22 protein-coding genes are annotated in these 25,644 nt (G+C 69.2%); 10 read left to right on the top strand and 12 right to left on the bottom strand.

What is annotated here, in order from left to right; translation table 11 throughout:
- Together ACE3SS_RS10420 and ACE3SS_RS10415 are read right to left on the bottom strand one after the other, a co-directional pair.
- Positions 1-1,856: ATP-binding protein (locus ACE3SS_RS10420; protein ID WP_374593623.1), on the bottom strand; the 1,856-nt coding region annotated here is incomplete at its 3' end.
- A 110-nt stretch (positions 1,857-1,966) separates the two neighbouring features.
- On the bottom strand, positions 1,967-2,356 hold the full coding sequence (locus tag ACE3SS_RS10415; RefSeq protein ID WP_374593621.1) for a hypothetical protein: 390 nt from the start codon (positions 2,354-2,356) through the stop codon (positions 1,967-1,969).
- Positions 2,357-2,440: 84 nt separating this feature from the next.
- Between ACE3SS_RS10415 and ACE3SS_RS10410 the strand changes: the two genes are divergently transcribed.
- The 3 genes from ACE3SS_RS10410 to ACE3SS_RS10400 are packed head-to-tail and all read left to right on the top strand — an operon-like array spanning position 2,441 to position 7,367.
- Positions 2,441-4,984: a DEAD/DEAH box helicase gene (locus tag ACE3SS_RS10410; RefSeq protein WP_374593619.1), complete on the top strand. Its 2,544-nt coding sequence runs from the start codon at positions 2,441-2,443 to the stop codon at positions 4,982-4,984.
- 32 nt (positions 4,985-5,016) lie between these two features.
- The gene (ppk2, locus tag ACE3SS_RS10405; protein ID WP_374593617.1) at positions 5,017-5,847 is read left to right on the top strand and encodes a polyphosphate kinase 2; all 831 of its coding nucleotides are present in this window, start codon (positions 5,017-5,019) and stop codon (positions 5,845-5,847) included.
- Positions 5,844-7,367, top strand: a complete 1,524-nt coding sequence (locus ACE3SS_RS10400) for a M48 family metalloprotease (RefSeq protein ID WP_374593615.1) — start codon at positions 5,844-5,846, stop codon at positions 7,365-7,367. Before ppk2 ends, ACE3SS_RS10400 begins: the two co-directional genes overlap by 4 nt.
- 43 nt (positions 7,368-7,410) lie before the next feature.
- Here ACE3SS_RS10400 and ilvD read toward each other — a convergent pair whose 3' ends face one another.
- Positions 7,411-9,270: a dihydroxy-acid dehydratase gene (ilvD, locus tag ACE3SS_RS10395; RefSeq protein WP_374593613.1), complete on the bottom strand. Its 1,860-nt coding sequence runs from the start codon at positions 9,268-9,270 to the stop codon at positions 7,411-7,413.
- A gap of 138 nt (positions 9,271-9,408) precedes the next feature.
- Here ilvD and ACE3SS_RS10390 point away from each other — a divergent pair, with 138 nt between their 5' ends.
- A complete protein-coding gene (locus ACE3SS_RS10390; protein WP_374593611.1) occupies positions 9,409-9,624 on the top strand; it encodes a hypothetical protein in 216 nt (71 codons plus the stop codon).
- 30 nt (positions 9,625-9,654) lie between these two features.
- Here the strand turns inward: ACE3SS_RS10390 and ACE3SS_RS10385 are convergent, their stop codons facing one another.
- From ACE3SS_RS10385 to ACE3SS_RS10365, 5 genes are all read right to left on the bottom strand, one after another.
- Positions 9,655-9,978: a hypothetical protein gene (locus ACE3SS_RS10385; protein ID WP_374593609.1), complete on the bottom strand. Its 324-nt coding sequence runs from the start codon at positions 9,976-9,978 to the stop codon at positions 9,655-9,657.
- 88 nt (positions 9,979-10,066) lie between these two features.
- Positions 10,067-10,501 (bottom strand): FlxA-like family protein, encoded by a 435-nt coding sequence (locus ACE3SS_RS10380; RefSeq protein WP_374593607.1) that lies wholly within the window; start codon positions 10,499-10,501, stop codon positions 10,067-10,069.
- 203 nt (positions 10,502-10,704) lie between these two features.
- Positions 10,705-11,889 carry a hypothetical protein gene (locus ACE3SS_RS10375; protein WP_374593605.1) on the bottom strand — a complete coding sequence of 395 codons (1,185 nt, stop codon included), beginning with the start codon at positions 11,887-11,889 and terminating at the stop codon, positions 10,705-10,707.
- On the bottom strand, positions 11,882-13,144 hold the full coding sequence (locus ACE3SS_RS10370) for a hypothetical protein (RefSeq protein WP_374593602.1): 1,263 nt from the start codon (positions 13,142-13,144) through the stop codon (positions 11,882-11,884). Before ACE3SS_RS10370 ends, ACE3SS_RS10375 begins: the two co-directional genes overlap by 8 nt.
- Positions 13,145-13,149: 5 nt before the next feature.
- Entirely contained in the window at positions 13,150-14,481 is a 1,332-nt protein-coding gene (locus ACE3SS_RS10365) for a RimK family alpha-L-glutamate ligase (RefSeq protein WP_374593600.1), read from the bottom strand.
- Between the two features lie 100 nt (positions 14,482-14,581).
- Between ACE3SS_RS10365 and ACE3SS_RS10360 the strand changes: the two genes are divergently transcribed.
- Both ACE3SS_RS10360 and ACE3SS_RS10355 read left to right on the top strand, forming a co-directional pair.
- Positions 14,582-15,553: a ketopantoate reductase family protein gene (locus tag ACE3SS_RS10360; RefSeq protein ID WP_374593598.1), complete on the top strand. Its 972-nt coding sequence runs from the start codon at positions 14,582-14,584 to the stop codon at positions 15,551-15,553.
- A gap of 102 nt (positions 15,554-15,655) precedes the next feature.
- Entirely contained in the window at positions 15,656-16,633 is a 978-nt protein-coding gene (locus ACE3SS_RS10355) for a PEP-CTERM sorting domain-containing protein (protein ID WP_374593596.1), read from the top strand.
- 25 nt (positions 16,634-16,658) lie between these two features.
- On the opposite strand, the gene ACE3SS_RS10350 is transcribed toward ACE3SS_RS10355, so the two are convergent.
- The gene (locus tag ACE3SS_RS10350; protein ID WP_374593594.1) at positions 16,659-17,327 is read right to left on the bottom strand and encodes an OmpA family protein; all 669 of its coding nucleotides are present in this window, start codon (positions 17,325-17,327) and stop codon (positions 16,659-16,661) included.
- Positions 17,328-17,379: 52 nt separating this feature from the next.
- On the bottom strand, positions 17,380-19,275 hold the full coding sequence (locus tag ACE3SS_RS10345; RefSeq protein WP_374593592.1) for an MFS transporter: 1,896 nt from the start codon (positions 19,273-19,275) through the stop codon (positions 17,380-17,382).
- A 131-nt stretch (positions 19,276-19,406) separates the two neighbouring features.
- Here ACE3SS_RS10345 and ACE3SS_RS10340 point away from each other — a divergent pair, with 131 nt between their 5' ends.
- The 4 genes from ACE3SS_RS10340 (at position 19,407) to ACE3SS_RS10325 (ending at position 24,428) form a co-directional block, all read left to right on the top strand.
- A complete protein-coding gene (locus ACE3SS_RS10340; protein ID WP_374593590.1) occupies positions 19,407-20,747 on the top strand; it encodes an Hsp70 family protein in 1,341 nt (446 codons plus the stop codon).
- A gap of 287 nt (positions 20,748-21,034) precedes the next feature.
- Positions 21,035-21,610: a DUF6160 family protein gene (locus ACE3SS_RS10335; RefSeq protein ID WP_374593588.1), complete on the top strand. Its 576-nt coding sequence runs from the start codon at positions 21,035-21,037 to the stop codon at positions 21,608-21,610.
- 113 nt (positions 21,611-21,723) lie between these two features.
- Positions 21,724-23,262 carry a hypothetical protein gene (locus ACE3SS_RS10330; protein WP_374593586.1) on the top strand — a complete coding sequence of 513 codons (1,539 nt, stop codon included), beginning with the start codon at positions 21,724-21,726 and terminating at the stop codon, positions 23,260-23,262.
- A complete protein-coding gene (locus ACE3SS_RS10325; RefSeq protein ID WP_374593584.1) occupies positions 23,259-24,428 on the top strand; it encodes a hypothetical protein in 1,170 nt (389 codons plus the stop codon). The genes ACE3SS_RS10330 and ACE3SS_RS10325 overlap by 4 nt, the downstream gene beginning before the upstream one ends.
- A 219-nt stretch (positions 24,429-24,647) precedes the next feature.
- Here ACE3SS_RS10325 and ACE3SS_RS10320 read toward each other — a convergent pair whose 3' ends face one another.
- Both ACE3SS_RS10320 and ACE3SS_RS10315 read right to left on the bottom strand, forming a co-directional pair.
- Positions 24,648-24,884, bottom strand: coding sequence for a hypothetical protein (locus ACE3SS_RS10320; protein ID WP_374593582.1), 237 nt, complete (start codon positions 24,882-24,884; stop codon positions 24,648-24,650).
- Positions 24,885-24,890: 6 nt separating this feature from the next.
- Positions 24,891-25,644 (bottom strand): RHS repeat domain-containing protein (locus tag ACE3SS_RS10315; RefSeq protein ID WP_374593580.1); only part of this gene is annotated, 754 nt, incomplete at its 5' end.

Genomic DNA, 25,644 nt, shown 5'->3' with positions numbered 1-25,644 from the left:
AGCTCGTTGTCTTCGGCCAGCAGCACCCGCGCGCCGCGCAGCCCGGCCGCGTGGTCGGCCGCCGGGGGCGCGTCGGCCGGCGCGGCGCGGCTCGGTTGGGCGGGCGGCGCCTCGGCCGTCCGCAAGGGCAGTTCGATCCAGAAGACGCTGCCCTGCCCGGGCGTGCTGTCGGCGCCGATGCGTCCGCCCATCAGCAAGGTCAGCCGCTTGCTGATCGCCAGCCCGAGGCCGGTGCCGCCGAAGCGCCGCGTGGTCGAGGCGTCGGCCTGCTCGAAGGCTTGAAAGACGTGGCCGAGCTTGTCGGCCGGGATGCCGATGCCGGTGTCGCGCAATTCAAATCGCACCCACAGCCGCCCGATTTCGTCGCCCGGCGGGGCGTCGCGCAGGCGCCGCGCCGAGAGCGTGACGGTGCCGTGCTCGGTGAACTTGACGGCGTTGCTGGCGAAGTTGAGCAGGATCTGCTCCAGCCGCAGGTCGTCGCCCCGCAGCCGCTCGGGCAGGCCCGGCTCGATCTGCCGCACCAGCGCCACGCCGGCGCGGCTGGCGCGCTCGCGCACCAGATCGAGCACGTGCGTCGCCACTGCTTGCAGCCCGAAATCGCGCTCGACCAGGGTCAGGCGACCGGCCTCGATCTTGGAGAGGTCGAGCACGTCGTTGATGATCTGCAGCAGGTGCTCGGACGCCGCGTCGGCCTGGTCGAGCTTGAGCCGCTGGGCCGGGTCGGCGGTGTCGCGGCGCAGCAGTTGCAGCAGCCCGATGATGGCGTTCATCGGCGTGCGGATCTCGTGGCTCATGTTGGCCAGAAAGGTGCTCTTGGCCTCGTTGGCCAGCTCGGCCTCGTTCTTGGCCTGCTGCAGCTCGCGGGTGCGCTGGCTCACCTGCTCTTCGAGATGCTGGCGGTGCCGCTCGAGCTCGCGCCGCGCGCGCAGGGCGCCCAGGCCATAGCCCAGCGACTCGGCCAGCCGGGTCAGCAGGTTGACCTCCTCGTCCTCGAAGGCGTCGGGCTCGGCGGCGTAGAGCGAGAGCACGTAGACCGCATCGTCGTCGGCCTCGAAGGGCAGGCCGACGGACGACTGGAAGCCGTGCCGCAGCGCCGCCTCGCGCCACGGCGCCATGGCCAGGTTGCTCAGGAAGTTCTGGTTGCGCACCGCTCGGCCGGTGCGTACCGCCACGCCGCACGGCCCCTGCCCGCGCTCGTCGTCGGCCCACGAAAACGCCGCGTGGTCGAGGTAGTCGGCATGCTTGCCCGACCACGCCACCGGGCGCACGGCACGCCCGGCGTCGTTCTCGGCCCGCCCCACCCAGGCCATGCGGTAGCCGCCGTTCTCGACGGCCAGATCGCACACGCGCCGCAGCAGCTCGCTCTCGGTCCGGGCGTGGATCAGCGCCGAGCTGCCCTCGCCGAGCAGGCGCGAGGCGCGGTTGATCTTCTTGAGCGCATGCTCGGTCTGGCGCAGCTCGGTGATGTCGCGCGCCACGCCGAGCACGCCTCGCACGCGGCCTTGCGCGTCGAGCATGGGCGTCTTGATGGTCTGCACCAGCGCGCGCCGGCCGTCGCTGGCGAACACGATGGTCTCTTCATTGGCGCACGGCTTGCCCGCCGCCATCGCGGCGCGGTCGTTCGCCAGGAAGAACTCGGCCTGCTCGTGGCTGACGAAGTCGTGATCGCGCTTGCCGACGACGTCGGCTTCCTTGGCGCCGAAGAACTGCTCGAAGGCCGGGTTGCAGGCGAGGTAGACGCCGTTGGCGTCTTTCAGCCAGACCAGATCGGGGATGCTGGCAACCAGCGTTTCGAGCAACTGCGTGCGCAACAGCGGCTGCGCCGCATCGGGCGCCGAGGGAGGTTGGCTGTCCATGAAACCCTTGTCGGTGAAACGGCGCCGACGCCGGCGCAGCGGTGATTCGGTTACAGCTTAAGCGAACGCCGCGCGCTCAGGGCATCAGGTTTGCCACAGGTGCGCCGCCCTCAGGGCCGCAAGCCGTTTTCTTCGCGACATTGGGCTTGCGCCTGCGGCGTGGGCTGCGCCTTGCACCGCGCCACGGCATCGTTCACGCCGCCGGGCGCGGGGGCTTCGGGCCCGCGCTGCATGTTCGGCTTGTTGGCCGCCGGTTGCTTGCGGGTGAGCGGAATGCGAATCTGCGGCTGCACCTCGCCTTGCGGCGGCTTGTCGAGCGGCGGGGCGTTGACCTTGCGTTGCTCGGCCGGCGTCAGACGACGCGGCGCGGGCTTGGGCTTGTTGAGCTTGAGCGGCGCGGCCGAGGCGGCGGGGGCCGAGGCCGGAGCCGGGTCTTGCGCCCAGCAGGTCGAGAAAGACAGGGCCAGCGTGGCGGCGATGACGAGAGCGTGCTTGCGCATGATGCGTTCCGGTTGGTGGTGCGTCCAGCTCGCGGCTGGGTCGCGTCGATCTTAGCCCTCGCCTGCGCTCGTCGGCCAGCGACAATGCCCGCCATGCCCCCTGCCCGCCCGACCAGCGAAGCCGCCGTCCCCGGCTGGTTTCGCCCTCGCCTCACCCTGCAAACCCTCACCCGTGGCGACGGCCTGCTGGGCCTGCGCGCCGCGCCGGGTTTCGGGCCGCGCAGCAGCCAGACCACCGTGGCGCGCGCCGACTGGACCTACACCACCGACGCCGGCCTGAAGTGGGAGACCCCCGCCCCCGAGCGCGTGCTCGGCAGCCGCCCCAAGCCCACCGAGCTGCTGCGCGGCGCCTGGAGCGAGCGCGTGCTGATGGAGCGCAACCTGCCCGCCGAGGCCGACGCGGCCGATGCGCTGTGGGGCAGCGGCCTGCGCCCCCTGCCGCCCGAGGCGCTGCAATGGCGCAACGCGGCCGCCGCCGAGGGGCAGGACCATTGGTGGTCGTTGGCCGAAGAGTCACACTTCGGCGACTTCTGGGCCGAGCAGGTGCCCCGCCTGCAGGCGCAGGGCTGGATCATCGTGGTGCGCCCCGGCTTCGCCCACCAGACCGTGCCGGTGGACGCCTGGCGCCTGGTCATCGACCCCGCCACCGGCGACGAGACCGGCCGCGAGCTGACCGAGCCGCTGGGCGCGCGCCCGGCCGAGATCACGGCGCTGCGCCAGCCGCATCGCGAAGGCTCGTGGCTGCTGAGCCTGGGCGTGGACGTGGACGGCGAAACGCTCGACCTCGCGCCGCTGCTGGCCGACCTGCTCAAGCGCGACCAGCGCTGGCTTGATGCCCGACAGATCGCCACCATCGCCGACGACGCGCTGATCCTGCTGCGCGCGCCGGGGGGCTGCCGCATCGAGGCGCCGGCCGCGCCGCTCAAGGTCATCGTGGGGGCGATGGTCGATCTGCTCACCGACCCGCAACGCGCCGAGGCGGCCGGGCCGCTCACCTTGTCGAGCTGGGAGGCCGAACGCATCGAGGCCTTGCGCGCGAGCCTGGCCGAGTCCCAAGGCAACCAGGCCCGCCGTGCCGGGCCGCACGGGGCCTGGCAGCTGCAAGGCGACGCCGGCCTGACGCAACTCGCCGCCCGCCTGCGCGCCGCCGGCACGCCGCCGCCCATCGACCCCGCGCTGCTGGCCGCCGCCGGGCTGCAACTGCAGTTGCGCGACTACCAGCTCGAAGGCGTGGCTTGGCTGCAATACCTGCGCACCCACCACCTGGCCGGCATCTTGGCCGACGACATGGGCCTGGGCAAGACCGCGCAGGTGCTGTCCCACCTGCTGCTCGAACACCACGCCGGGCGCCTGGGCGGGGCGAGCGGCCAGCCCGCGCTGGTGGTGCTGCCCACCTCGCTGATCGCCAACTGGCAGAACGAGGCCCGGCGCATCGCCCCCGGCTTGCGCGTACTCACCCTGCAAGGCGGGCGCCGCGCCAAAGAATTTGCGCAGATCGCGTCGCACGACGTGGTCTTCACCACCTACCCGCTGCTGTGGCGCGACATCGCCGTGCTGGCTCGCCAGCCCTGGCACCTGCTGATCCTCGACGAAGCGCAGACGGTGAAGAACGCCGGCAGCCGCGCCGCCAACGCGCTGCGCAAGCTGCAAGCCGCGCACCGCCTGTGCGTCACCGGCACGCCGCTCGAAAACCACCTTGGCGAGCTGTGGACGCACTTCGACTTTTTGCTGCCCGGCTTCCTGGGCGACTCGCGCAGCTTCACGCGCATGTGGCGCCGCCCCATCGAAGACAACGGCGAGACGCTGCGCGCCCAGGTGCTGGCGCAGCGCGTGCGGCCCTTCATCTTGCGGCGGCGCAAGGAGGACGTGGCCACCGAATTGCCGCCCAAGACCGAGGTGATCCGCCGCGTGCAGCTGCAGGGCGAGCAGCGCGCGCTGTACGAAAGCGTGCGCGTGGCGGCCGACGAGCAGGTGCGCAAGGCGCTCAAGCGGCAAGGCTTTGCCGGTTCGCAGATCGCCATCCTCGACGCGCTGCTCAAGCTGCGTCAGGTGTGCTGCGATCCGCACCTCGTCAAGGGCACGCTCACGCCCGAGTCGATGGAGCGCGCCAAGATGGAGCTGCTGCAGACCATGCTGCCCGAGCTGGTGAGCGAAGGCCGGCGCGTGCTGGTGTTCTCGCAGTTCACCGAGATGCTTCACCTGCTGGAGCGCGAGCTCGCGGACTGGGGCCTGCCGCACCTCACGCTGACCGGCGAGACGCCGGTGGCCGAGCGCGGCGCCATCGTCGAGCGCTTCCAGGCCCGGTCGGTGCCGCTCCTGCTGCTCAGCCTCAAGGCCGGCGGCGTGGGCTTGAACCTCACCGCGGCCGACACCGTGATCCACCTCGACCCGTGGTGGAACCCGGCCGTCGAGCAGCAGGCTAACGACCGCGCTCACCGCATCGGGCAAGACCAGCCGGTGTTCATCTACAAGATCGTGGTCGAGGGCAGCATCGAGGAGCGCATGCTGGCCCTGCAGGCCCGCAAGGCCGCGCTGGCCGAGGGCGTGCTGGGCGCCGATGCGGCGGGTGCGGTGAAGTTCAGCGCCGACGACCTGCAAGGCTTGCTCGCCCCGATGGACGCGCTATAAAGGCTGATCGTCACCGCGCACGCATCCTCCCCATGAGCAAGCACCACGAAAGCACCCATTCAAACATCCATTCGAGCGAGCCGATCAGCAAGCAGGACTACGCCGATCAGCTCGCCGTCATGCAGGTCGAACTCAACACCTTGGCGCGCTGGGTCAAGTACTACAACAAGCGCCTGCTGATCATCTTTGAAGGGCGCGACACGGCCGGCAAGGGCGGCGTCATCAACGCCATCAGCGCCACGCTCAACCCGCGCCAATGCCGCGTGGTGGCGCTCGACAAGCCCAACGAGATCGAGAAGGGGCAGTGGTACTTCCAGCGCTACGTGCCGCATCTGCCCGCGGCCGGCAGCATCGTGCTGATGGACCGCAGCTGGTACAACCGCGCCGGCGTCGAGAAGGTGATGGGCTACTGCAGCGCCGACGAAGTCCAGCACTTCCTGAAGCAGACGCCGGTGTTCGAGAAGCTGCTCATCGACGACGGCATCCTGCTGTTCAAGTACTGGCTCACGGTCGATCAGGTCGAGCAGGAGCACCGCCTGTTCGATCGCCTGCAAGATCCGCTCAAGCGCTGGAAGCTCTCGCCGGTCGATCTGCTGGCGCGCCATCGCTACGCCGAATATGGGCAGGCCCGCGACGAGATGCTGCAGGCCACGCACGCCAAGCATGCCCCCTGGACGCTGGTGAACTTCAACGACCAGCGCCTGGGTCGCCTGACCCTGATCCGGCACCTGCTCGCGCAGTTCCCCGACTGCAGCGTGCCCGACGAGTGGATGGACTTCCCGCCGCTCAAGGGGCAGCCGGCGGTCGAGTCGTTCGACGGCCCGCTGCAGCCCATCCAACCCTACAAGCTGCACGCCCGATGACCCTGCGCCGCTTCTTCCCTCTGCGCCCCGTTTCCGCGGGGCTGTTGACGCTGGCCCTGCTCGCCGGCTGTGGCACGCCCGTTGTCAACCCCGTCACCGGCGAGGCCGAGCGCACGGTGATGAGCGAGGCCGACGAGGCGAGCGTCGGCGCCAAGCAGCACCAGCAGGTGCTGAAGGAATACGGCGTCTACGACAACCCGAAGGTGCAGGCCTACGTGAACGAGGTGGGGCAAAAGCTCGCGGCGCAGTCGCAGCGGCCCAACCTCAAGTGGACCTTCACCGTGCTCGACAGCACCGAGATCAACGCCTTCGCGCTGCCCGGCGGCTACGTCTACATCACGCGCGGCATCATGGCCTACCTCGACAGCGAGGCCCAGCTGGCCGGCGTGCTGGGGCACGAGATCGGCCACGTCTGCGCCCGCCACGGCGCGCAGCGCGCCACGCAGCAGCAGAAGGCCGGCCTCGGCGTGCTGGCCGCCACGGTGCTGGGCGCGGTGCTCGAAGCCAAGGGCGTGAGCGGCGCCACCGATCTGGCGAGCAAGACCTCGCAAAGCGTGGCCGCCGGGCTGGTGGCGTCGTACAGCCGCGAGCAGGAGTCGCAAGCCGATGAGTTGGGTGCCGACTACCTGGCGCACAACCACTACAACCCGCGCAACATGGTCGACGTGATCACCGTGTTGAAAAACCAGGAGCGCTTTGCCGCCGACCAGGCCAAGGCCGAAGGCAAGCCGGCGCCGTCGGGCAACAACTGGCTGGCCTCGCACCCCAGCAACGACAAGCGCCTGGCCGACATCACCCAGATCGCCGCCAACTACGCCTTGCAACCGGGCTTGAGCTATGGCGACGACCAGCGCGTGCGCTATCTCGAAGCGATCAATGGCATGACCTTTGGCGACAGCCAGGCGCAGGGGGTGGTGCGGGGCCGCAACTTCTATCACGAGGGGTTGGGCATTGCGCTCAGTGCACCCGAGGGCTGGCGTTTGCAAAACTCGACGCAGGCAATCGTGCTGGCCAACGCAGCGGGTGACGCGGGTTTGATCGTGCGACTGGTGCCCGAGCAGGCGGGGCGCACGCCCGATGAGGTGATGCGCAAGCTGGTGCAGCCTGTGGGTGGCCGCACCGAACCGCGCACGCTCAACGGCTTGAGTGCCACGCACTTCGCGGGGCCCGTGCGGGGTGACCAGGGCGGGTCGCGCAACGTGGTGTTGACCGTGGTGGGCGGCCCGGGCGAGCACGTCTTCTTGCTGCAGTACGCCGCCAAGGATGCGCCCGCCATGCAGCGTTCGATTGCCGGGTTGCGCGAGGCCGAAGGGTCGTTTCGAGCAATGACGCCGGCTGATCGCGCGGCGGCCAAGCCTTGGGCGGTTAAGACCAAACCCTTCCCACGGGGCGGGTTTGTCGAGCTGGCTCGCAGCTCGCCGCTGCCCAACCAGGCTGAGGCCCGACTGCGCCTGCTCAACGGCGCATACGCTGGCGGGCCTGAACCCAAGCCCGGTCAGTTGGTCAAAGTGGTGGACTGACCCGCTCGCTCGTCATGAGCGAGATCGGGTCGTCGGGGGGGGCTTAGTCGTCGAGCTTCGACAAATCGCGCACGGCGCCCTTGTCGGCCGACATCACCAGCTTGGCGTAGGCCTTGAGTGCGGCCGACACCTTGCGCGGACGCGGCTGAGCCGGCTTCCAACCCTTGGCGTCCTGCTCGGCGCGGCGCTTGGCGAGTTCTTCGTCGGACACCAGCACGTCGATGCGGCGGTTCGGGATGTCGATGCGGATGCGATCGCCATTGCGCACGAGGCCGATCGCGCCACCGGCCGCCGCCTCAGGCGAGGCATGGCCGATCGACAGGCCCGAGGTGCCGCCCGAGAAGCGGCCGTCGGTGAGCAGCGCGCAGGCTTTGCCCAGGCCTTTCGACTTGATGTACGACGTCGGGTAGAGCATCTCTTGCATGCCGGGGCCGCCCTTGGGGCCTTCGTAGCGCACGATGACCACGTCGCCGGCCTTCACCTGGTCTTCGAGGATGTGGTGCACGGCCTCGTCTTGCGATTCGGTTACGTGGGCCGGGCCCTCGAACACCAGCAGGCTGTCGTCCACCCCGGCCGTCTTGACGACGCAGCCGTTGAGGGCGATGTTGCCGCGCAGCACCGCCAGGCCGCCTTCTTTCGAGAAGGCGTGGTCGAACGAGCGGATGCAGCCCTCGGAACGATCGGTGTCGAGGCTGGGCCAACGGGCCGACTGGCTGAACGCCACTTGCGTGGGCACGCCGCCGGGGCCGGCCTGGTAGAAGGTCTTCACCGCGTCGCTCGGCTTGCGCATCACGTCCCACTCGTCGAGCGCGGCTTTCAGCGTCTTGGCGTGCACGGTCGGCACGTCGGTATGCAACTTGCCGGCGCGGTCGAGCTCACCGAGGATGCCCATGATGCCGCCGGCGCGGTGCACGTCCTCGATGTGGTACTTGTTGGTGTTGGGCGCCACCTTGCACAGCTGCGGCACGACGCGCGAGAGGCGGTCGATGTCGTGCATCGTGAAGTCGATGCCGGCTTCTTGCGCCACGGCCAGCAGGTGCAGGATGGTGTTGGTCGAGCCGCCCATCGCGATGTCGAGCGTCATCGCGTTCTCGAAGGCCTTGAAGCCCATCGAGCGCGGCAGGATGGTTTCGTCTTCCTGCTCGTAGTAGCGCTGGCAGAGCTCGACGATCAGCCGCCCGGCGCGCTTGAACAGCTGCTCGCGGTCGGCGTGCGTGGCCACCACGGTGCCGTTGCCCGGCAGGCTCAGGCCCAGCGCCTCGGTGAGGCAGTTCATCGAGTTGGCGGTGAACATGCCCGAGCACGAGCCGCAGGTCGGGCAGGCCGAGCGTTCGACCTCGGCGACCTCAGCGTCGCTCACGTGGCTGTCGGCAGCCATCACCATGGCGTCGATCAGGTCGAGCTTCTTGATCTCGATGGCCTTGGTGGCGGGGTTGGTGAGTTGGGTCTTGCCGGCTTCCATCGGGCCGCCCGAGACGAACACCACGGGGATGTTCAGGCGCATCGCGGCCATCAGCATGCCCGGGGTGATCTTGTCGCAGTTCGAGATGCAGACCATGGCGTCGGCGCAGTGGGCGTTCACCATGTACTCGACCGAGTCGGCAATGATGTCGCGGCTGGGCAGCGAATAGAGCATGCCGTCGTGGCCCATCGCGATGCCGTCGTCCACGGCGATGGTGTTGAACTCTTTCGCCACGCCGCCAGCGGCTTCGATCTCGCGGGCCACGAGCTGGCCCAGGTCCTTCAGGTGCACGTGGCCGGGCACGAACTGGGTGAACGAGTTGACGACGGCGATGATGGGCTTGCTGAAGTCGGCGTCTTTCATGCCGGTGGCGCGCCACAGCGAGCGGGCGCCCGCCATGTTGCGGCCGGCGGTGGAGGTCTTGGAGCGGTATGCGGGCATGGTGGGGCTTCTCGGAACGGAGTCGGTACGATCGGGGGGTTGCCGCGACGAACGCCGCGCGGCGCTCCTGCGATTTTCGCCTACCTTGGCGCGCCACGCCGACGGCCGCCACGCCACCTACAGGGACTCCACAGCCGCATGACAGCCTTCTACTGGATCATGACCACGCTGATCGTCGGCACCTTCGTGCCGGCGGCGTTCTTCTTGGTGCTCTACGCCGCAACGGGCGAAGACGCCGCCCTGCGGCGCGCCCGCGTGCTCTGGAACATCTCGCGCGTGTTCACGCTGTTCGGCGTGAACCTGCTGATCTGGGGCCACGTGCTGGTGGGGCTGTGGCGCATCAAGTTCGGCTGACGCGCGCCACGGCCTGACCGGGCGGCTCGCTTACGCGAGCTGCTCGGCGCCGCGCACCGTCCAGAGCTCCAGCGTCGGCGCCAGCCAGGTGCGGCTCCATTGCTCGCCCCATTGGCTGCCCCACTGCTGGCCGAGCTGCTGCGCCACCGTGCCTTGCAGGTCGAGCCAGGGTTGCCAGCAGGCGCGCTGCCATTCCATCCAGCCGCCCATGAGTTGGGCGTTGGCGTCGAGCCACGGGAACGAGGCCGCCACCGGCGCCCCCAACAAAGCTGCCTGGGTGAGCGCCGACTCGGCCGGCACGTTGCCGGCTGGAGAAGCATTCGCCTTGGCGCTCGATCTGGTACGCGTAGTCATGTCAACACCCCTTTGCCTGCTCACGACGGCCGGCTCGCACCGAGCGTAGCGCGCCCGCCGGCCCAGCGCAATGACGTGCCGCAGACCGTCAGGCCTGCACGTTGACGAGCTGGCCGGCGGCGTCGAACCCGGGCTTGTAGGCCTCGCTGACGCGGCTGCCGTGGTTGGCGCCGTGGCCGCTCTTGGGCGTCTTGCCGCCGCCCGACGCGTCGCCGGACGTGCTGGCGGCGTGGTCGCCGCCGTCGTCGGTCTTGGTGGCGCCGGCCACGTTCAGGCGCGACAACTGCGCCTCGAGCACCAGCTGCTCGATCTGCGCTTGCACGTTGACGATTTCGCGGGACAGGGATTCGGTCTTGTCGGCATCGGGCGAGGCCTGCTCGTCGCCTTCGCCCGACGAGCGCCGGGCCCGAAGCAGCTGCTGGCGCAAGGTGCTGGCCTGTTTGTTGAGCTCGGCGATCTTCGCGATGCTATTGCTAGCACCGACTGCGGAGACCGACTGAGTTGAACTGACCGTGGACACCATGACTGCCTCTGAGCGATTGCAGCGGGAGCGGTCTGCGGTTCAGCCACCTGCTGCCGACCTGCAATGGGACGTGATTGAACTGTACGCCCCGCTAGCCGAAAACGGTGCGGTCAGACGCGCCGCGCGCCTCACGTTGGCGAGGGCGGCGTGATTTATTGCCGATCGTGGCAAGCTGCTGCGCGAAAGCGTCGTCGGCGCGCCCCCTATCCGGCGTCCGGCGCGGCCCACAGGCGCAGCACGTCGGCCTCGCTTTCGCCCGCGCTCAGGGGCACCAGCGCGCCGGCCGCGTCCAGCCCGTAGACCGGTGGCATGGGGCGGCTGCAATGACGGCTCCACATCGAGGTGGAGTAGGCGCCCACTTGGTCAATTTCAACGATGTCGCCTTCGCGGATCGGCGGCGCTTGCACGCTGCCCAGCACATCGCCGGCAAAGCACAGCGGGCCGGCGATGGTCTGTTCGACGGCCTCGCCCGCCGCAGCGGTTAGTGGAGCGAAGTCGGCATCGAGCACGCGCATCGGATAGGCCCAGTCTTCGGGGCGGTAGACGCGGCGCAGCAGGAAGTCCGCGCCCAGGTGGATGGTGGCGACGCCGCGCCGCGCGTATTCGACGCGCGAGTAGGCCCGCGCCGTGGTGGCCAGCAGCGAGCGGCCCATCTCGGTGTAAACCGTCCAGCGCCCCTCGAACAGCTCGGGCACGGTCTGGCGCAGCGCGGCGGCGTAGTCGCCGAACACGCCTTGCGCGGGCAGGCCGCCGCCGAGGTTGAGCCAGCGCGTGTGCGGGTGGCGCAAGGCCACGTCGACCAGCCGGCGCGCGGCCAGCACGAGCTGCTCGATGCTGCAGCCTTGCGAGCCGATGTGCGCGTGCCAACCGGCGCAGCGCGGGTCGTCGGCCAGCGCGGCGGGCAGGGCATCGAACGGTTCGCCGAAGCGGCTGCGGGCGTCGGCCACGCTGGTGTGGGCGATGCGGCCGGCGCCGGTGAGCGGGTTGATGCGCAGCGAGCAGGGGCGGCTGACGCGCGCCAGCTCGTCGAGGCTGTTGGCGCTGAGCACCCAACCCATGGCCTCAGCACGCGCGATCTCGCTGCGCGTCTTGGCGGGCGAATCGAACAGCACCACGGCGCCGGGGGCAGCTTGCTGCGCCACCAGGCCTTCGGTGAGCGAGGCGGCCTCGAAGCCGAAGCCCCAGGCCGCGAAGCGCCGCAGCAGCGCGGCGTAGGGCGCGGCCTTGAGCGCCAGGCAGTGGGTGAATTCGGGCAGGGCGCCTTGCAGCGCCTGCGCGCGGGCCTGCACCTGGGTCAGGTCGTAGACCAGCGCGGCGGGCTGCGCGTCGTCGAGCTTCAGCCGGCCAGCCAGGCGTGCGGCCGGCCAGGCGGCGTGGTCGTCAACCATGCTGCAACTCGTGGCGGATGGTGCGCGCCAGCTGTTGCAGGTCGTCGGCCGCGCGGCCCAGCGGGGTGCGTACGCCGAGCGCCACGCGCAACAGGGCGCGCGGGCCGGCGATCACGGGCTGGCCGATGAAGAAACCGCGCGCGATGAGGCGACGGTGCAGCGCGCGCGTGGCGTCGAGGTCGAGGCCGAGGTCGAAGCTGAAGATGCCTTGGCGGCACGCGGCGTCGGCGTCGGGGCACATGTCGAGCGCGCCGGGCGGCAGCTGGCTCGCGAAACCGGCCACGGCGGCGTCCCATGGGGCCCCGTCGGGCTGTGGCCCGGCGAGGGCTTGCAAGGCGAGGCGCCAGCGGGCGCGCAAGCCCGGCCCGGCGGCAAAACCTTGTGCCGGGGGCCAGCCTTCGGGCAGCAGCGTGGCGCCGGCAAACGGCGGCGCGCCGAGGTATTTGGAGCCGGTGAGGATCACCGCCCAGCCGTAACCGAGCCAACGGCGCACGTCCTGCACCGAACCCCGCCCTTGCGAGGCATCGACCACCACGCGGGCGCCGGCCGGGTGACTTTGCTGGATGCTCAGGCAGGCCGCCTCGGACGGTGCGCTGAGCCCCGTCTTCGAGCACGGCACGTGGTGCAGCAGCAGCGGTTGGCGCGCGTGGCGCGTGGCGATGTCGAACACTTGCTGATCGACCGCGCCTTGCGGCAGCATGCGGCCCGCAGCGTCGCGCAGCAGGGGGGACTCGATGGTGGCGTGCACGGCCAACGGGGTGTCCACCGGGCAGCCGGGCGTGTGCGGCAGGCCGCTGGCGGCGCGTGCGCAACCGCTGCCCACTTCGTTGGGGTCGATCAGGATGCTGCAGTACGGCGCGCCGCCCATGGCCAGGGCCACGGTGTATTCGGCGTCGGTGCCCGAGGCGGCGAGCTTGCATTGCGCGGCGCCGAACATCTCGCGCAGGGCCTGCTGCGGGTCGCGCCAGTCGGGGTGCTCGTGCAGCCGCGCACTCAGGGCCTGGTGGCGCGCCAGCATGGCGGGCGTGATGGGGTTGGCCGTGCAGCTGCCCAGGTGCACCAGGGCCGACGAGGCCGGCAAGGGTAGGCCATAGGGTGCGCGGCCCCGTGCGTCGGTGCCTTGCAGCAGTTCGGCGAGCAGGCGCTCGGGCGATTTGGGCGCGGTCGATGCGTCGACCGCATCCGGGTCCAACCAGCCGGAGCGGGCGCTGAGTGGCAGCACGTCGGGTGGCATGGCGAACAGGGCGGCACCCATGGCGCTCACCCTCGATCGGCGGCCAGCATGGGCCGCAGCTTGGGCTTCAGGCAGGCGGGGTTGGCGGCCGCCTGCATCAGCAGGGCCTGGAACGCCCCGAACAGCTTGAGCATGTGCGGGCGCTTGTAGCCGTAGCCTTCGAGCGGGTCCATCGCGTGCACCACGCCGCCGGTGTCGATCTCGAACACCAGCAGCCGGCCGTCGGGCAGCTCGGCGCAGTCGATGCTGTAGTAGTCGAGCCCGATGCGCTGGTCGATGTGCGACAACGCTTCGGCATGACGCCGGCCGAACTCGCGGTAGAACTGGTCGAAGAACTGCTGCTCGGCCGCACGGTTGTCGGGCCGATCGGCCATGTCGCCGTTGAGGTAGTGCACCATCCAGCGCGCCGACAGGGCCAGGTGCACCGGATACGGCCGCCCGCCCACCATGGCGATGCGGAACTTGCGGTATTGCCCGTCGGCGCTGACGTAGTCCACGAAAGGCGAGATCACGAAGCGGTCGCTCGCCGCGCCGGGCGTGGCGGCCAGATAGTGGGCCAGCGCATGCGCGTCGCCGAGCTTGTCCAGCCCCTGCCCGGCATGGCTGCCACTGGGGCGGCAGATGATGGGGTAACTCGCCCCGGGCAGCAGCCCGGCCAGCGGCACGTGTCCGTGCGCCAGCGCCTGCAGGCTGACCCGATCGACCTCGGCCGACGGCGGCACCACGCAGCCCGGCACGCCTTGCAGCACATGCCACAGGTGGGCGCGCGACAGCAGCAAGCTGCGCGCGGGGTCGTTGAGCGTGGGGCGCGGCAGCTGGCCCATCACGCGCGACAGCGACTCCAGCAGCGGCCGGGCCTCGGGCGATTCGCACACGCCGATGCAGGCCACATCGTGCGGCGGCAGGTCGAGCTGCACGGTGTCGCGGCTCGGGTCGAGGTAGACCATGTCGAGCGCCACGTCGGAGCCGTGCACCAGGAATTCGATCGGCACGTTGTCCATCAAGGCCCCCGGCGTCATCACCGACAGCACGCGCAGCCGCTCCACGCCTGTGGCCGGCAGCGTGAAATGCCGCGTGATCGACAGGGCCTCGTTCTGCATGTGTTGCGCCAGTTCGGGCTGGCCGCGCAAGCGCATCAGGCACGACAGGTCCATCAGCGCGTTGGCGTCGCGCGGGTCGCGTTCGATGCGCGCGATCAGCGTCTGCCCGAGCGGCTCCAGATCGTGCCCACGAAACGCCATCTCCATCAGGCGCGGCAAGCCGATCAGGCTGGCGGCATCAGCCGGCATCGGGTAATACAGATCGCTGGCGGTGGCGGGGTGGGGCATGGGTGGGCGCAAGGCGGCGGACGTTTTCATACGCCATCCAGTGTTCCCCGACCCGGCACGCGTCGAGGGCGACAATTGCGCCGCAAACACCCGTCAATTCAGCCTGGCGTCAGAGCCGGGTCACGCCGCCATGACTTTTGCCTCGCCTGCCTCTGCTTCGTCCCGCCCTGCGCCGCCGCGCGTGCTTGTTGTCGGCTCGGGCGCCATCGGCAGCCTTTACGGCGCGGTGCTGCACCGCGCCGGCGCCGAGGTGTCGGTGGTGTGCCGCAGCGAGGTCGGGGTGGTGCGCGAGCACGGCCTGCGCATCCGCAGCCCGCTGGCCACCAACGGCGACTTGAGCTTTCGCCCGGCGCAGGTGCTGGCCCGCGTTGAAGACTGCGCCGAGCCGCCCGACGTGCTGCTGCTGTGCACCAAGGTGCTGCCGGGGGTGGATCGCGCCGCGCTGATCCGCCCGGCGGTGGGGCCGCGCACGCTGATCGTGCTGATCCAGAACGGCATCGGCATCGAGGCCGAGGTGGCGCGGGCCTTCCCCGAGCACACCGTGGTCAGCGTGCTGGCCTTTGTCGGCGTGAGCCGCGTGGCGCCGGGCGAGTTCGAGCACAAGGCCTACGGCGCGCTCACCATGGGCGATGTGCCGCATGGCGCCAGCCCCGCCACGCGCGCCCTGGCCACGCTGTTCCGCGAAGGCGGCGTGCCGGTGACGGTAAGCGAGCAGATCGAAACCGAACGCTGGCGCAAGACGGTCTGGAACGCCGCCTTCAACCCGCTGAGCGTGCTGGCTGGTGGCGCCGACACCCGCGTGCTGCTCGACACGCCTGGCGGCGAAGCGCTGCTGCGCGAGCTGATGGCCGAGGTCTGCGCCACGGCCGCGGCGGCGGGCCATGCGCTGCCGCCCGAGCTGATCGACCAGATGATCGCCAACACCCAGGCGATGCCGCCCTATCGCAACAGCATGGCGCTCGACTGGCTGGCCGGCCACCCGCTGGAGCTCGACGCCATCCTGGGCCACCTGCTCGCCGTGGCCGCCGAGCGCGGCGTGCCGGTGCCGCGCCTGCAGACCATCGACACCGCCGTGCGGATGCGCCTGGCTGCGCGCGGTTGACGTCACCCAGTCGGGTGGGGGCGAGCCCGCCGCTAGGGATGGTCGGGGCGGCGCCTCTTCTCTAGAGTGCCTCCCATCAGTCGTTTCAGGGAGGAACTCGCCATGATGAACACGCCACTCGCCAGCCACCGTGTCGGCCCCTGGGCGCTGTGGGGCGCCCTCGCGTTGTTCGCTCCCAGTTGGGTCTGCGCAGGCGTCACGGAGCCCGCCACCCCGCCCAACATCAACTGCCAACTGAGTCCCACCGCCGGTACGGTCTGCGGCTTGTACATGGACTTCAGCGGCACGGCATCGACCTCGCCCGCCGGGCAGTCCTTCAGCCATCAACCCAACTGGTTCTACACCTCGAAGCTGTATGCCGACGCATCGAAGGCCGACAGCGGCGGCGGTTCGCTGGCACTGCTGAACGGCACCGACTTCGCCACCTTCGGCGCGCTGAAATCGCAGCTATCGGCCACCTCGACCACCAGCGGCTGGTTTTCCAACGCGCCCAACGCCAGCGCGTGGTCCAACTCGACCTTGGCGTTTCAGGACCGGCTGACCTTCAAGCTCGCCGGCGCCCCCGCCGGCACGATGGGCACGATGACCGGCCACCTGCTCTTGTCGGGCTCGGTGGATGCCTCATCGGCCAACTATCCGTTCACGACCAGCTCGTCGAGCGCAGTGGTCAACGTGCTGTCGGCAGGCGTGTCGGCCAACCTCCACGCCTACGGCGACCGCGCTGCCACGGGCAACATGCCCTCGGTGCTCACCTTCACGTTGCCGGTGCAATTCAATACGCCCAACTTCACGCTGCTGGCGGTGCAGTTGCAAACCGCTGTCAACACGTCCGCGCTGAACCAATACGGCGCGACCTGGGTTGCCGCGGCCAACGCCAAGTTCTTCAACTCGGCGGAGTGGGGCGGCATCGACGGGGTGTTTGATGCCCAAGGCCACGCCCTCACCGACTGGAGCGTCAGCTCGGCATCGGGCTTCGACTACACCCGCGGCTACGCAGCCCAGGCGGTGCCCGAGCCGAGCGCGTGGCTGATGCTGCTGGCCGGCCTGGGCCTGCTAGGGCTCGCCCGCCGACGCGGGTGAGGAGCCGCGGCTCAGGCCCAGACGCTCAGCCCTGACCCGGCTCGCGCAAGAAGATCTCGACGCGACGGTTCTTGGCGCGGCCTTCGGCGGTGGCGTTGTCGGCGATCGGTTCACGCTCGCCGCGGCCCACGGCCTCGATGCGCGAGCCGCTCACGCCACGGTCTTCGAGGTAGCCCTTGACGCTTTCGGCGCGCTCGCGCGACAGCGGGTTGTTGACGGCGTCGGAGCCGGTGCTGTCGGTGTGGCCCACCACGCGCACCAGCGTGGCAGGCTGCGCCTTCAAGCCGGTGGCGAACTGGTCGAGCACGTTGCGCAGCTCGGGCTTGATGTCGGCACGGCCCACGTCGAACGACAGGTCGGACGGCACGTTGAGCTTGAGCTGGTTGTCGGCGGTGCGCGTCACTTCGACGCCCGTGCCTTCGGTGGCGCGCTCCATGGCACGCTTTTGCTCTTCCATGTGGCGCGACCACACGTTGCCGGCCACCGCGCCGAGCACGCCGCCAATCACCGCGCCGGTGCCGGCCTTGCCGCCGGTCGACGAGCTGATCACCGCCCCCGTGGCCGCACCGATGGCCGCGCCGGTGGCCGCGCCGGTGGCCGTGCGACGCTGCTCGTCGCTCATGTCGGCACAGGCGGCCAGCAGCGTCACCAAAGCCGTGGCAGCTGCAATGCGTGAGAGATTCGAATGCTTCATGGTGAATGCTCCAACTGAAAAGTTGATGATGCGCCGAAAGCCTGACGCGTCGTCACGGCATCGGCTGATCGAGCAACGCCTGCACCCGCTGCTGCAAGCCTTCAGGGCTGACCTGCTCGGGCGCGATCGCCTCGCCCACCACCACGCCCACGCGGTTGAACAGGCCGCGCCGGAAGGGCTTGACCATCGCCTGCCCACCTTCGATGCGCGAGAAATACGAGCCCCACAGGTTGTGCAGCGCCGCCGGGATCACCGGGGCCGGCTGGGCTTCGAGAATCTTCATGATGCCGGGCTTGAAGGTCTGCAGCGTGCCGTCCTTGGTGATGCCGCCTTCGGGGAAGAGGCACAGCATGTCGCCGTCGGCCAGCACGCGCTCGGCCTCGGCGAAGGCTTTCGCGTAGGTGGCCGGGTCGTCCTTTTGCGGCGCGATCGGAATGGCCTTGCACAGCTTGAAGAACCAGCCCAGCGCCGGGTTGGCGAAGATGCGGTGGTCCATCAAGAAGCGCATGGGGCGCGGGCTGGTCACGCCCAGGATCACGGCATCGACAAAGCTCACGTGGTTGCACACCACGATGGCCGGGCCGTCGGTGGGCAAGTGCTCTTCGCCGCGCACCCGCACGCGGTACACGAAGCGCGTCACGAACAGCATGATGAAGCGCACGATGTACTCGGGAACCAGCAGGAACAGATAGCCCACCACCAGCACGTTGAGCAAGCCGGTGAACAAGAAAACTTGCGGGATGCTGCAGCCGCTCTTGAGCAGCGCCCCGGCGATCACCGAGCTGGCGATCATGAACAGCGCGTTCAGGATGTTGTTGGCCGCGATGATGCGGGCGCGGTGGCTGGGCTGGGCGCGCAGCTGGATCAGGGCATACATCGGCACGCTGTACACGCCGGCGCTGAAGGCCAGCAGGGCCAGGTCGGCCATGACGCGCCAGTGTGCGTGCTCGGCCACGAAGCCGCTCACGGTCGACAAGGCCGTGCCCGCCGGCGGCAGGCCGCGCGTGGCGAAGTAGAGGTCGATCGAGAACACGCTCATGCCGAGCGCGCCGATGGGCACGAGGCCGATCTCGACGTGGCGCTTGGACAGCACCTCGCACATCAGCGAGCCCGTCGCCACGCCCACCGAGAACACCACCAGCAGCAGCGAGGCCACGCGCTCGTCGCCGCCCAGCACCTCGCGCGCAAAGGCGGGGAACTGCGTCAAGAAGACCGCACCGAAGAACCACATCCACGAAATGCCCAGCAGCGAGCGAAACACCGACGGCTGCTGCCGCGCGAGCATCAGGTTGCGCCAGGTCTCGGACACCGGGTTCCAGTTGATCCGCAAGCCCGGCGCACTCGACGGCGACGCCGGCACGGCCTGCGCGGCGAGCCGCCCCAGCACGGCCACGCCCATGCAACTCAGCGCCACCAGCTGCGCGCCGCGCGGCTCGGCCATCAGCAGGCCGCCCGCCACATTGCCCAGCAGGATGGCGACGAAGGTACCCATCTCGACCATGCCGTTGCCGCCGGTCAACTCGCGCTCGCTGAGCTGCTGGGGCAGGTAGGCGTACTTGACCGGGCCGAACAACGTCGAGTGCAAGCCCATCAAGGCCACGCAGGCCAGCAGCAGCGGCACGTTGGTCGTGACGAAGCCCCAGGAAGCCAAGCCCATGATGACGATCTCGAGCGTCTTCACGGCGCGCATCAGCCGGGCCTTGTCGAACTTGTCGGCCAACTGTCCAGCCGTGGCCGAGAACAGCAAAAACGGGAAGATGAACAGCGCCCCGATCACCAGCCCGGCCATCGCCGGTGGCAGCCACTGCAGCTGGAGCTGGTAGGTAACCAGCACGGTGAAGCCGAACTTGAACAGGTTGTCGTTCGCCGCGCCCAGGAACTGCGTCCAGAAAAACGGCGCGAAACGGCGCTGACCGAGCAGGCTGAATTGATTGGGGTGGGCACTCACAATGCGTCCTCTGCAAAGGGCAAATCGATCCAGAAATCGACTGGGACTCTAACAACCGTTGCACCCATCGGCTCATTTCGCGGTCATGATGCGAGCTTCGCACTTGTTTTGACGACCTCGGCTTTTTCTCTGTGACCGCACCTGCTCCCTCTTTCTGCGCCATCGACTTCGGCACCTCCAACTCGGCCATTGCCATCCCCAACCAGGGCGGCTCGGGCATGCAACTGGTGCCGCTAGAAGGCCCGCACCTCACCATGCCGACGGCGGTGTTCTATTGCACCGACACGTCCGACCTGCCGCCGGGGGTGTTGCGTGAGGCCTCCACCGGCCCGCAGCCCGACTTGTGGCGCTGCTTCGGTCGTGCCGCCGTGCGGGCCTACATCGAGGGCTACGAAGGTCGCCTGATGCGCTCGATGAAAAGCATCCTCGGCACGGCCCTGGTCGAGCAGACCACCGAGCTGGGCAACGGCTCGGGCGTGCGGTATATCGACATCATCACCGGCTACCTGCGGCACTTGCGCACGCTGGCCGAAGCCCGCCACGGCGCGCCGCTGAACCACGTGGTGCTGGGCCGCCCGGTCTACTTTGTTGACGACGACCCGGCCCGCGACGCGCAGGCTCAGGCCTCGCTGCAGCAGGCGGCGCGCGCCGTGGGCTTTGCCGACGTGGCGTTCCAGTTCGAGCCCATCGCGGCGGCGTTCGACTTCGAGCAACACGCCACGCGCGAGCAGATCGTGCTGGTGGCCGACATCGGCGGCGGCACGTCCGACTTTTCGGTCGTGCGCGTGGGGCCCGAGCGCGCCCAGCGCATCGAGCGGCGCGACGACATCCTGGCCAGCCACGGCGTGCACATCGCCGGCACCGATTTCGACCGCCGCGTCTCGCTCGCATCCATCATGCCGCTGCTCGGCCACGGCACCATGGGCGTGGCGCAGGCCGGCGAGATGGCGCTGCCGATCTCGAGCCGCATCTACATCGACCTGGCCACCTGGCACCTCATCAACACGCTGTACCAGCCGGCCCGCGTGGCCGAGGTGCGCGCGCTGCAGCCGGTCTACGCCAACCCGGTGCACCACCAGCGTCTGCTCAAGGTGCTGACGGCCCGCCTGGGCCACGCGCTGGCCGGTCAAGCCGAAGCCGCCAAGATCGCCGTGGCCGAGGGGCACGACGGCTCGCTCGACCTGACCCTGCTCGAGCGCGACCTGCACGCCGAGCTCGACGCCACGCACACCGAGCAGGCCCTGCACGACGACATCGATCGCATCGTGGCCTGCGCCCAGGACACCGTGCGCCAGGCCGGGCTGCAGGCGCAGCAGATCGACGCGCTCTACTTCACCGGCGGCTCGACCGGCCTGACGCTGCTGACCGACCGCCTGCAAGCCGCCTTTGCCACCGCCACACCGGTGCGCGGCGACCGGCTCGCCAGCGTGGCCACCGGCCTGGGGTTGCACGCCGCGCGGCTGTTTGGCTGACGCGCCCCCGGCGTGAAATCTGACACGTAATCACGCCGCTATTTCGCCCGCTGCCTGACGCCGCGCGCCGCGACCATGGCGGCACTGCCCACCGCCTCACCTCATCGGCTGGCCACGCGCTCGCGTCGCCGCACAGCCGCAGGTCGCACCGGCAGGCTGCATCGGTTGCCGCCCGCGCGCGCCTCGTCTCTCAGCGCGGCATCCCGATCAGACCCCTTGACCGCAGCGCCTCCCGGCCTGCGCTTCGCGTTCTCACGTTCACGCCACGTCTCAAAGGAGTCTCAGCCATGTCGTTCTTCAAGCGTTCCATCCTCGCCGCCGCCTTGCTTGGCGCCGCGTTGTCCACCCCGGCCATGACCGCCCTGCCCGACGAGCAACTCGCCGCCGTGCAGGGCCAGGACGGCGTCTCGATCGCCGGCAACCTGAATCTGCAGATCGGCTCGTTCCGCTACGCCGACACCGACGCCACCGGCGGCTCGATCTCGTTCGACAAGATCGGCGTCACCGGCATGTTCGTGGCCACGGTGGACATTCAAAACAGCACCGACTTCACCAGCTCGATCGTCACCTCGATGCGCAAGTACGGCCTGAGCGACAGCGCCATCGGCGTCTCGTTGTTCAAGCTGCTGCAGGCGGGCGTCTACGACGGCAAGAGCGACGTGGTGCAGATCGCCATCCCGAACGCGGGCCTCGACGCGCGTCTCACGCCGTCGATCACCGTGGCCGCCGTACGCATGGGTGGTCAGGGCACGACCAGTGCCGGCGGCAGCGGCCACCTGGACGACGTCGGCCCCTCGTTCGGCGCATTCGCGTTGAACAACATCAACGCCCAGGGCACCACGCTCTGGATGTGGGCGCACTGAGCCTGATGCGTCGCGCCCGCTGACGTGTCGCGCCGCGAGGGCGCAACACGGGGCAAACCTCGGCTACTGGCGTCTGGCTGCCAAGGCTAGACTCGCGCCGCGGAGGTTTGCCCATGTTCAGCCGAGTCTTGCCCGCCACCCTGATCGCCGCGCTGCCTGCGTGGCTGGCGTGCTGCCTGTCGGTCAACCCGGCCTGGGCGGCGAATGACGCGCCCACCCCGCGCGCGGCCTACGTCTCGGCCAGCCGCCTCAACATGCGCGCCCAACCGGCGCTCGACGGCGAGCTGCTCACGCGCTGGAAGATCAACCAGCCCCTGCGCGTGCTGCGCCAGGCCGACGCCCGCTGGTGCGAGGTCGAGGTGCCCGCCGCCCCCGCGCCGGCGCTGCGCCACGGCTTCGTCGATTGCGGCTACCTCACCGACCGCCCGGTCACGCTGGCCGACACCGAGGCCGAGGCCGCCAACCTCGTCCTCGCCCTCAACCGCCTGGCGCTCGACGGGCTGGCCCCCGCGGCCTACGCCTCGCTGCCCTGGGCCGACACCTTCATCCAGCGCGCCGCCGAGTCGCGCCCCTTGCTCGAAGCGCTGTTCGACCAGCTCGAGCGGCACTTCGCGATCTCGCCGTCGATGCACACCTACGCCGACTACAACAGCCTGCTGAGCTTCGTGGCCGCGCAAGGCAGCACCGAGCGCCCGCTGCCCGAGCCCATCACCAGCCTGCTGGGCCGGCGCATCGCGCTGCTGCCGCAAATGCGCGCCGCCTTCACGGCCGACTTCGCCGCGCAACCGGCCGAGCCGGTGCGCCGCCCCATCACCGCCGCCTTGAGCCAGCTCATCGACGCCCGCCAGGGCCTGCTGGCCGACGCCGCGCCCACCGGGCGCAGCAATGCCTTCGACCTGGCCGCGCCACCCGCCGGGCGCTCGTTCTTCAGCGCCGGCCGCTGGGCCATCGGCTGGGCGCCGCTCGTCACGGCGGTGGACAGCCCCGACAAGACCGGCGCCGTCTACCGTTTTCACTACAACGGCAGCGGCCCCTGGGCCGTGGGCGACACCATCGAGATGGCCAAGGCCTGGCGCGCCAGCGTGCACACGAGCTTTCGCTATCTCGGCAGCGACGCCGACGGCGGCAACGAGCTGGCGCAGATGCACCGCACCGCCGAGGGCGTGTTCGAGGCCTCGACCGTGCAGGTCAGCCTCACGGCCTGGGCCATCACCGACACCGGCCTGGTGAGCGGCAAGCTGCGCCAGGTGGTGTTCGCGGGCGACGCCTGCAGCAGCGGCGCGGGCGACACCGCCGCCGAGTTCGTCTTTGCCAAGCCGCTGCCGGCGGTGGTGCACGGCGTGTTCATCAGCAGCGCGCCCATCGACGCCGCGCGCGCCAGGGTCAAGGTGCACCAGCGCAGCTATCTGGCGCCGCTGCTGTCCGATGAAAACACGCTGACGAGCGAGACGGTGGTCGAGGTCGATCTCGACGGCGACGGCGTGCCCGACCTGCGCAGCCGCGTGTCCACCGACACGAGCGTGAGCGGCTGGTTCGGCGCCCGCACGCGGCGCGTGGGCGGCTGGTATGCCTACGACGTCGAATCGCTCGAAGTCAACGACAACGGCCGCTGGCGCATGCTCTCGATCTACGACGTGGTGACCTGCACATGAGCGCGCGCCGCCCCCTCGCGTTACTCGCCGCACTCGCCGCACTCGCTGCTTTCGCCAGCGCGTGGCAGCCCGTGCGCGCCGAGGCGTCTCGCGAAGCCCTGCGCGATGCGCTCGACGCCGCCCAGGCGCGCCAGTGGCGCGAGCACATCCTGGCGCCCGCCTCGCGCGGCACGAACGGCGAGCTGCAGGCCAGCCCCGCGCCCGAGCTGCCGCAACTGCGCGCGCAGGCCCTGGCCGAGCTGCGCGCCGCCGACGTGCCGGCCCTGCTCGGCGCCAACGCCACGCTCGACAACTGGATGCCCTCGCTGACGCTGCACTTCACCTACAGCGCCGCGCAAGACGACAACGGCTACACGCCCTGGCCCGAAGTCACCCGCGTGCAAGGCCCGGCGCCCGAGCCGCGCACGCCGCGTCTGCCCGACTGGGTGGCCCCGGCCCTGCGCGAGCGCCTCGCGGCCTTCCGCCTCACGCAATGGACGCAGGTCGCGCCGCGCCCGCCCTGGGTGTGGGACGGCGAAGCCGACAACACCGTCGGTCAGGCCCTGGCGTGGTCGGGCCCCGCCGTGAAAATCGGCGTGGCGCGCTATCAAGTGAGCAAGGTGGCGGGCCAGGAGCGCACCACCGTGCGTCTGGCCGCCTGGCCCGACCAGACCGCCTCGCTGCTGCGCTGGGCCGAGCGCCACAACCTGCCGCTCAAGCTCACGCTCGACACCAGCACGCAACCGCTGTCGCTCGCGCAAGCCGCGCCGGTACGCATCGACCTCTCGACGCCGGTGTGGCTCATCACGCCACAAGAGCTGCTGCCGGCCACGCTCAAGACGCTGCGCACCGGCGACACCTGCCACGGCGGCGGCTGGGTCGAGGTGGAGCTGCCCGGCAACCGCCAGCCGGCGATCTGGGGCACGCTGTTCTTGCCCGACGCGGCCACGGCGGCAGCCGCGCAGGTCAAGCGCTTGCCCGCTGAAAAGCCCGGCGAGGGCAGCGCGGCCAATACGGTGAGCCGCGTCGAGGTGAGTTGGCCCGATCGGCGCCTCAACGCCCTGCTGCTGTCGGCCAAGCAATTCGGCACGGTGTGGGGCACACAAGCCGACGTGCTGGTCTTCGACCACGGCCAACCGGTGGCCCGTCGCCTGGGCGGCTCGGGCAAGCCGGCGTGTGGGGTGTGAGGGTTGGAATTGGCGCGGAAGCCAATGCCGGCAAATACCGGCACCGCCTGATCGGCCCAGACTTCATATTCGACCGGCCAAGATGTTGGACTTCACTGCGCGTTCAGTCCAACCTACCGCGCTCCATACTCCTTTTGGTTCTCAGTTTTAATTGGTGGAGCATGTGAGCCTGCTCAAGTTGAGCAGGTGAGGCGGCAGATCATCCGTGAAATAACGATGTCACCGTCCCTTCAAGAAGAAGCCCCCTGCGATGATGAATGCAAGCGGACTGACTGCGATGACCAGCTCAACGATCGTTAAAAAAAATGGATTTAAATAGTTTAGTGCGTATTGTGAAAATACTGATGAAACCACAATTCCAAGCAACCACCAGAATCCATGTATGAGCCAATAGATGGCAAATAATGCCACCAACACAAAGATAAAGAGGTGGCGGATTTGTCGTGGATCTTTCATTCAACATCACTTTCCGGCTTTGCCACTCGCCCTACATTTCCAGGGTAGTAACTTGCATATCCATGGCTTATCGGGAGGGTTGGATGGGGAGCCTTGTTGGGGTGGGGCATCCTTGAGAATGCAACTTTTGGTGCATTCAAGAATGAACCTTATCCCAATAGCTTCTGGGTTTGTACCACTCTGCGCTAATTTGTTTGCCTGTTTATGGCAGCATTGCTGGCAACTCGCTCCGTCGCTGCATTGTGCAAAGCACGAAACGTCAGTTGCCGGGTCTTCAGTACATTTGTCCCCATCGCATTTCCTCTGAGGTGAGCCCCCCTGAGATGACCCTGATGCACTTAACCCCATTTCATCAGTAAACCTGATTGGATCCCCGCCAACATATGCGTAGGTATTGAACCCACCATCGAGCCCGATAGGATCGGATTGCAGGTAGCGGCCGGTTTGTGGGTTGTAGGTGCGGAAATAGTTGTAGAAGGTGCCGGTTTCGGAGTCGGCGTACTGGCCAGGGAAGCGCAGGTTGAAGGTGAAGGCGGTTTGGCCGCTGGTCGGGGTTTCGCTGGGCGAGGTGTTGCCGAAAGGCTCGCCGGTGACGGGCCACTTCCAGCGCACGTTGCCGGCCGTGTCGGTGATCAACCGCGGCGTGTTGAGCTGATCGGTGTGCACGTAGTACAGCGTGGCCGCGTTGCTGGCGCTGACCATCTGCGTCGGGTCGGCGCCGGCGATCACGCCCACCGGCGTGTCACCCAGCCAGATGATC

It is taken from the genome of Aquabacterium sp., assembly GCF_041915145.1.
Lineage (GTDB): Bacteria > Pseudomonadota > Gammaproteobacteria > Burkholderiales > Burkholderiaceae_C > Aquabacterium.
The sequence above is the reverse complement of the archived record's forward strand: the minus strand, read 5'-3'. Positions and strand labels throughout refer to the sequence as shown.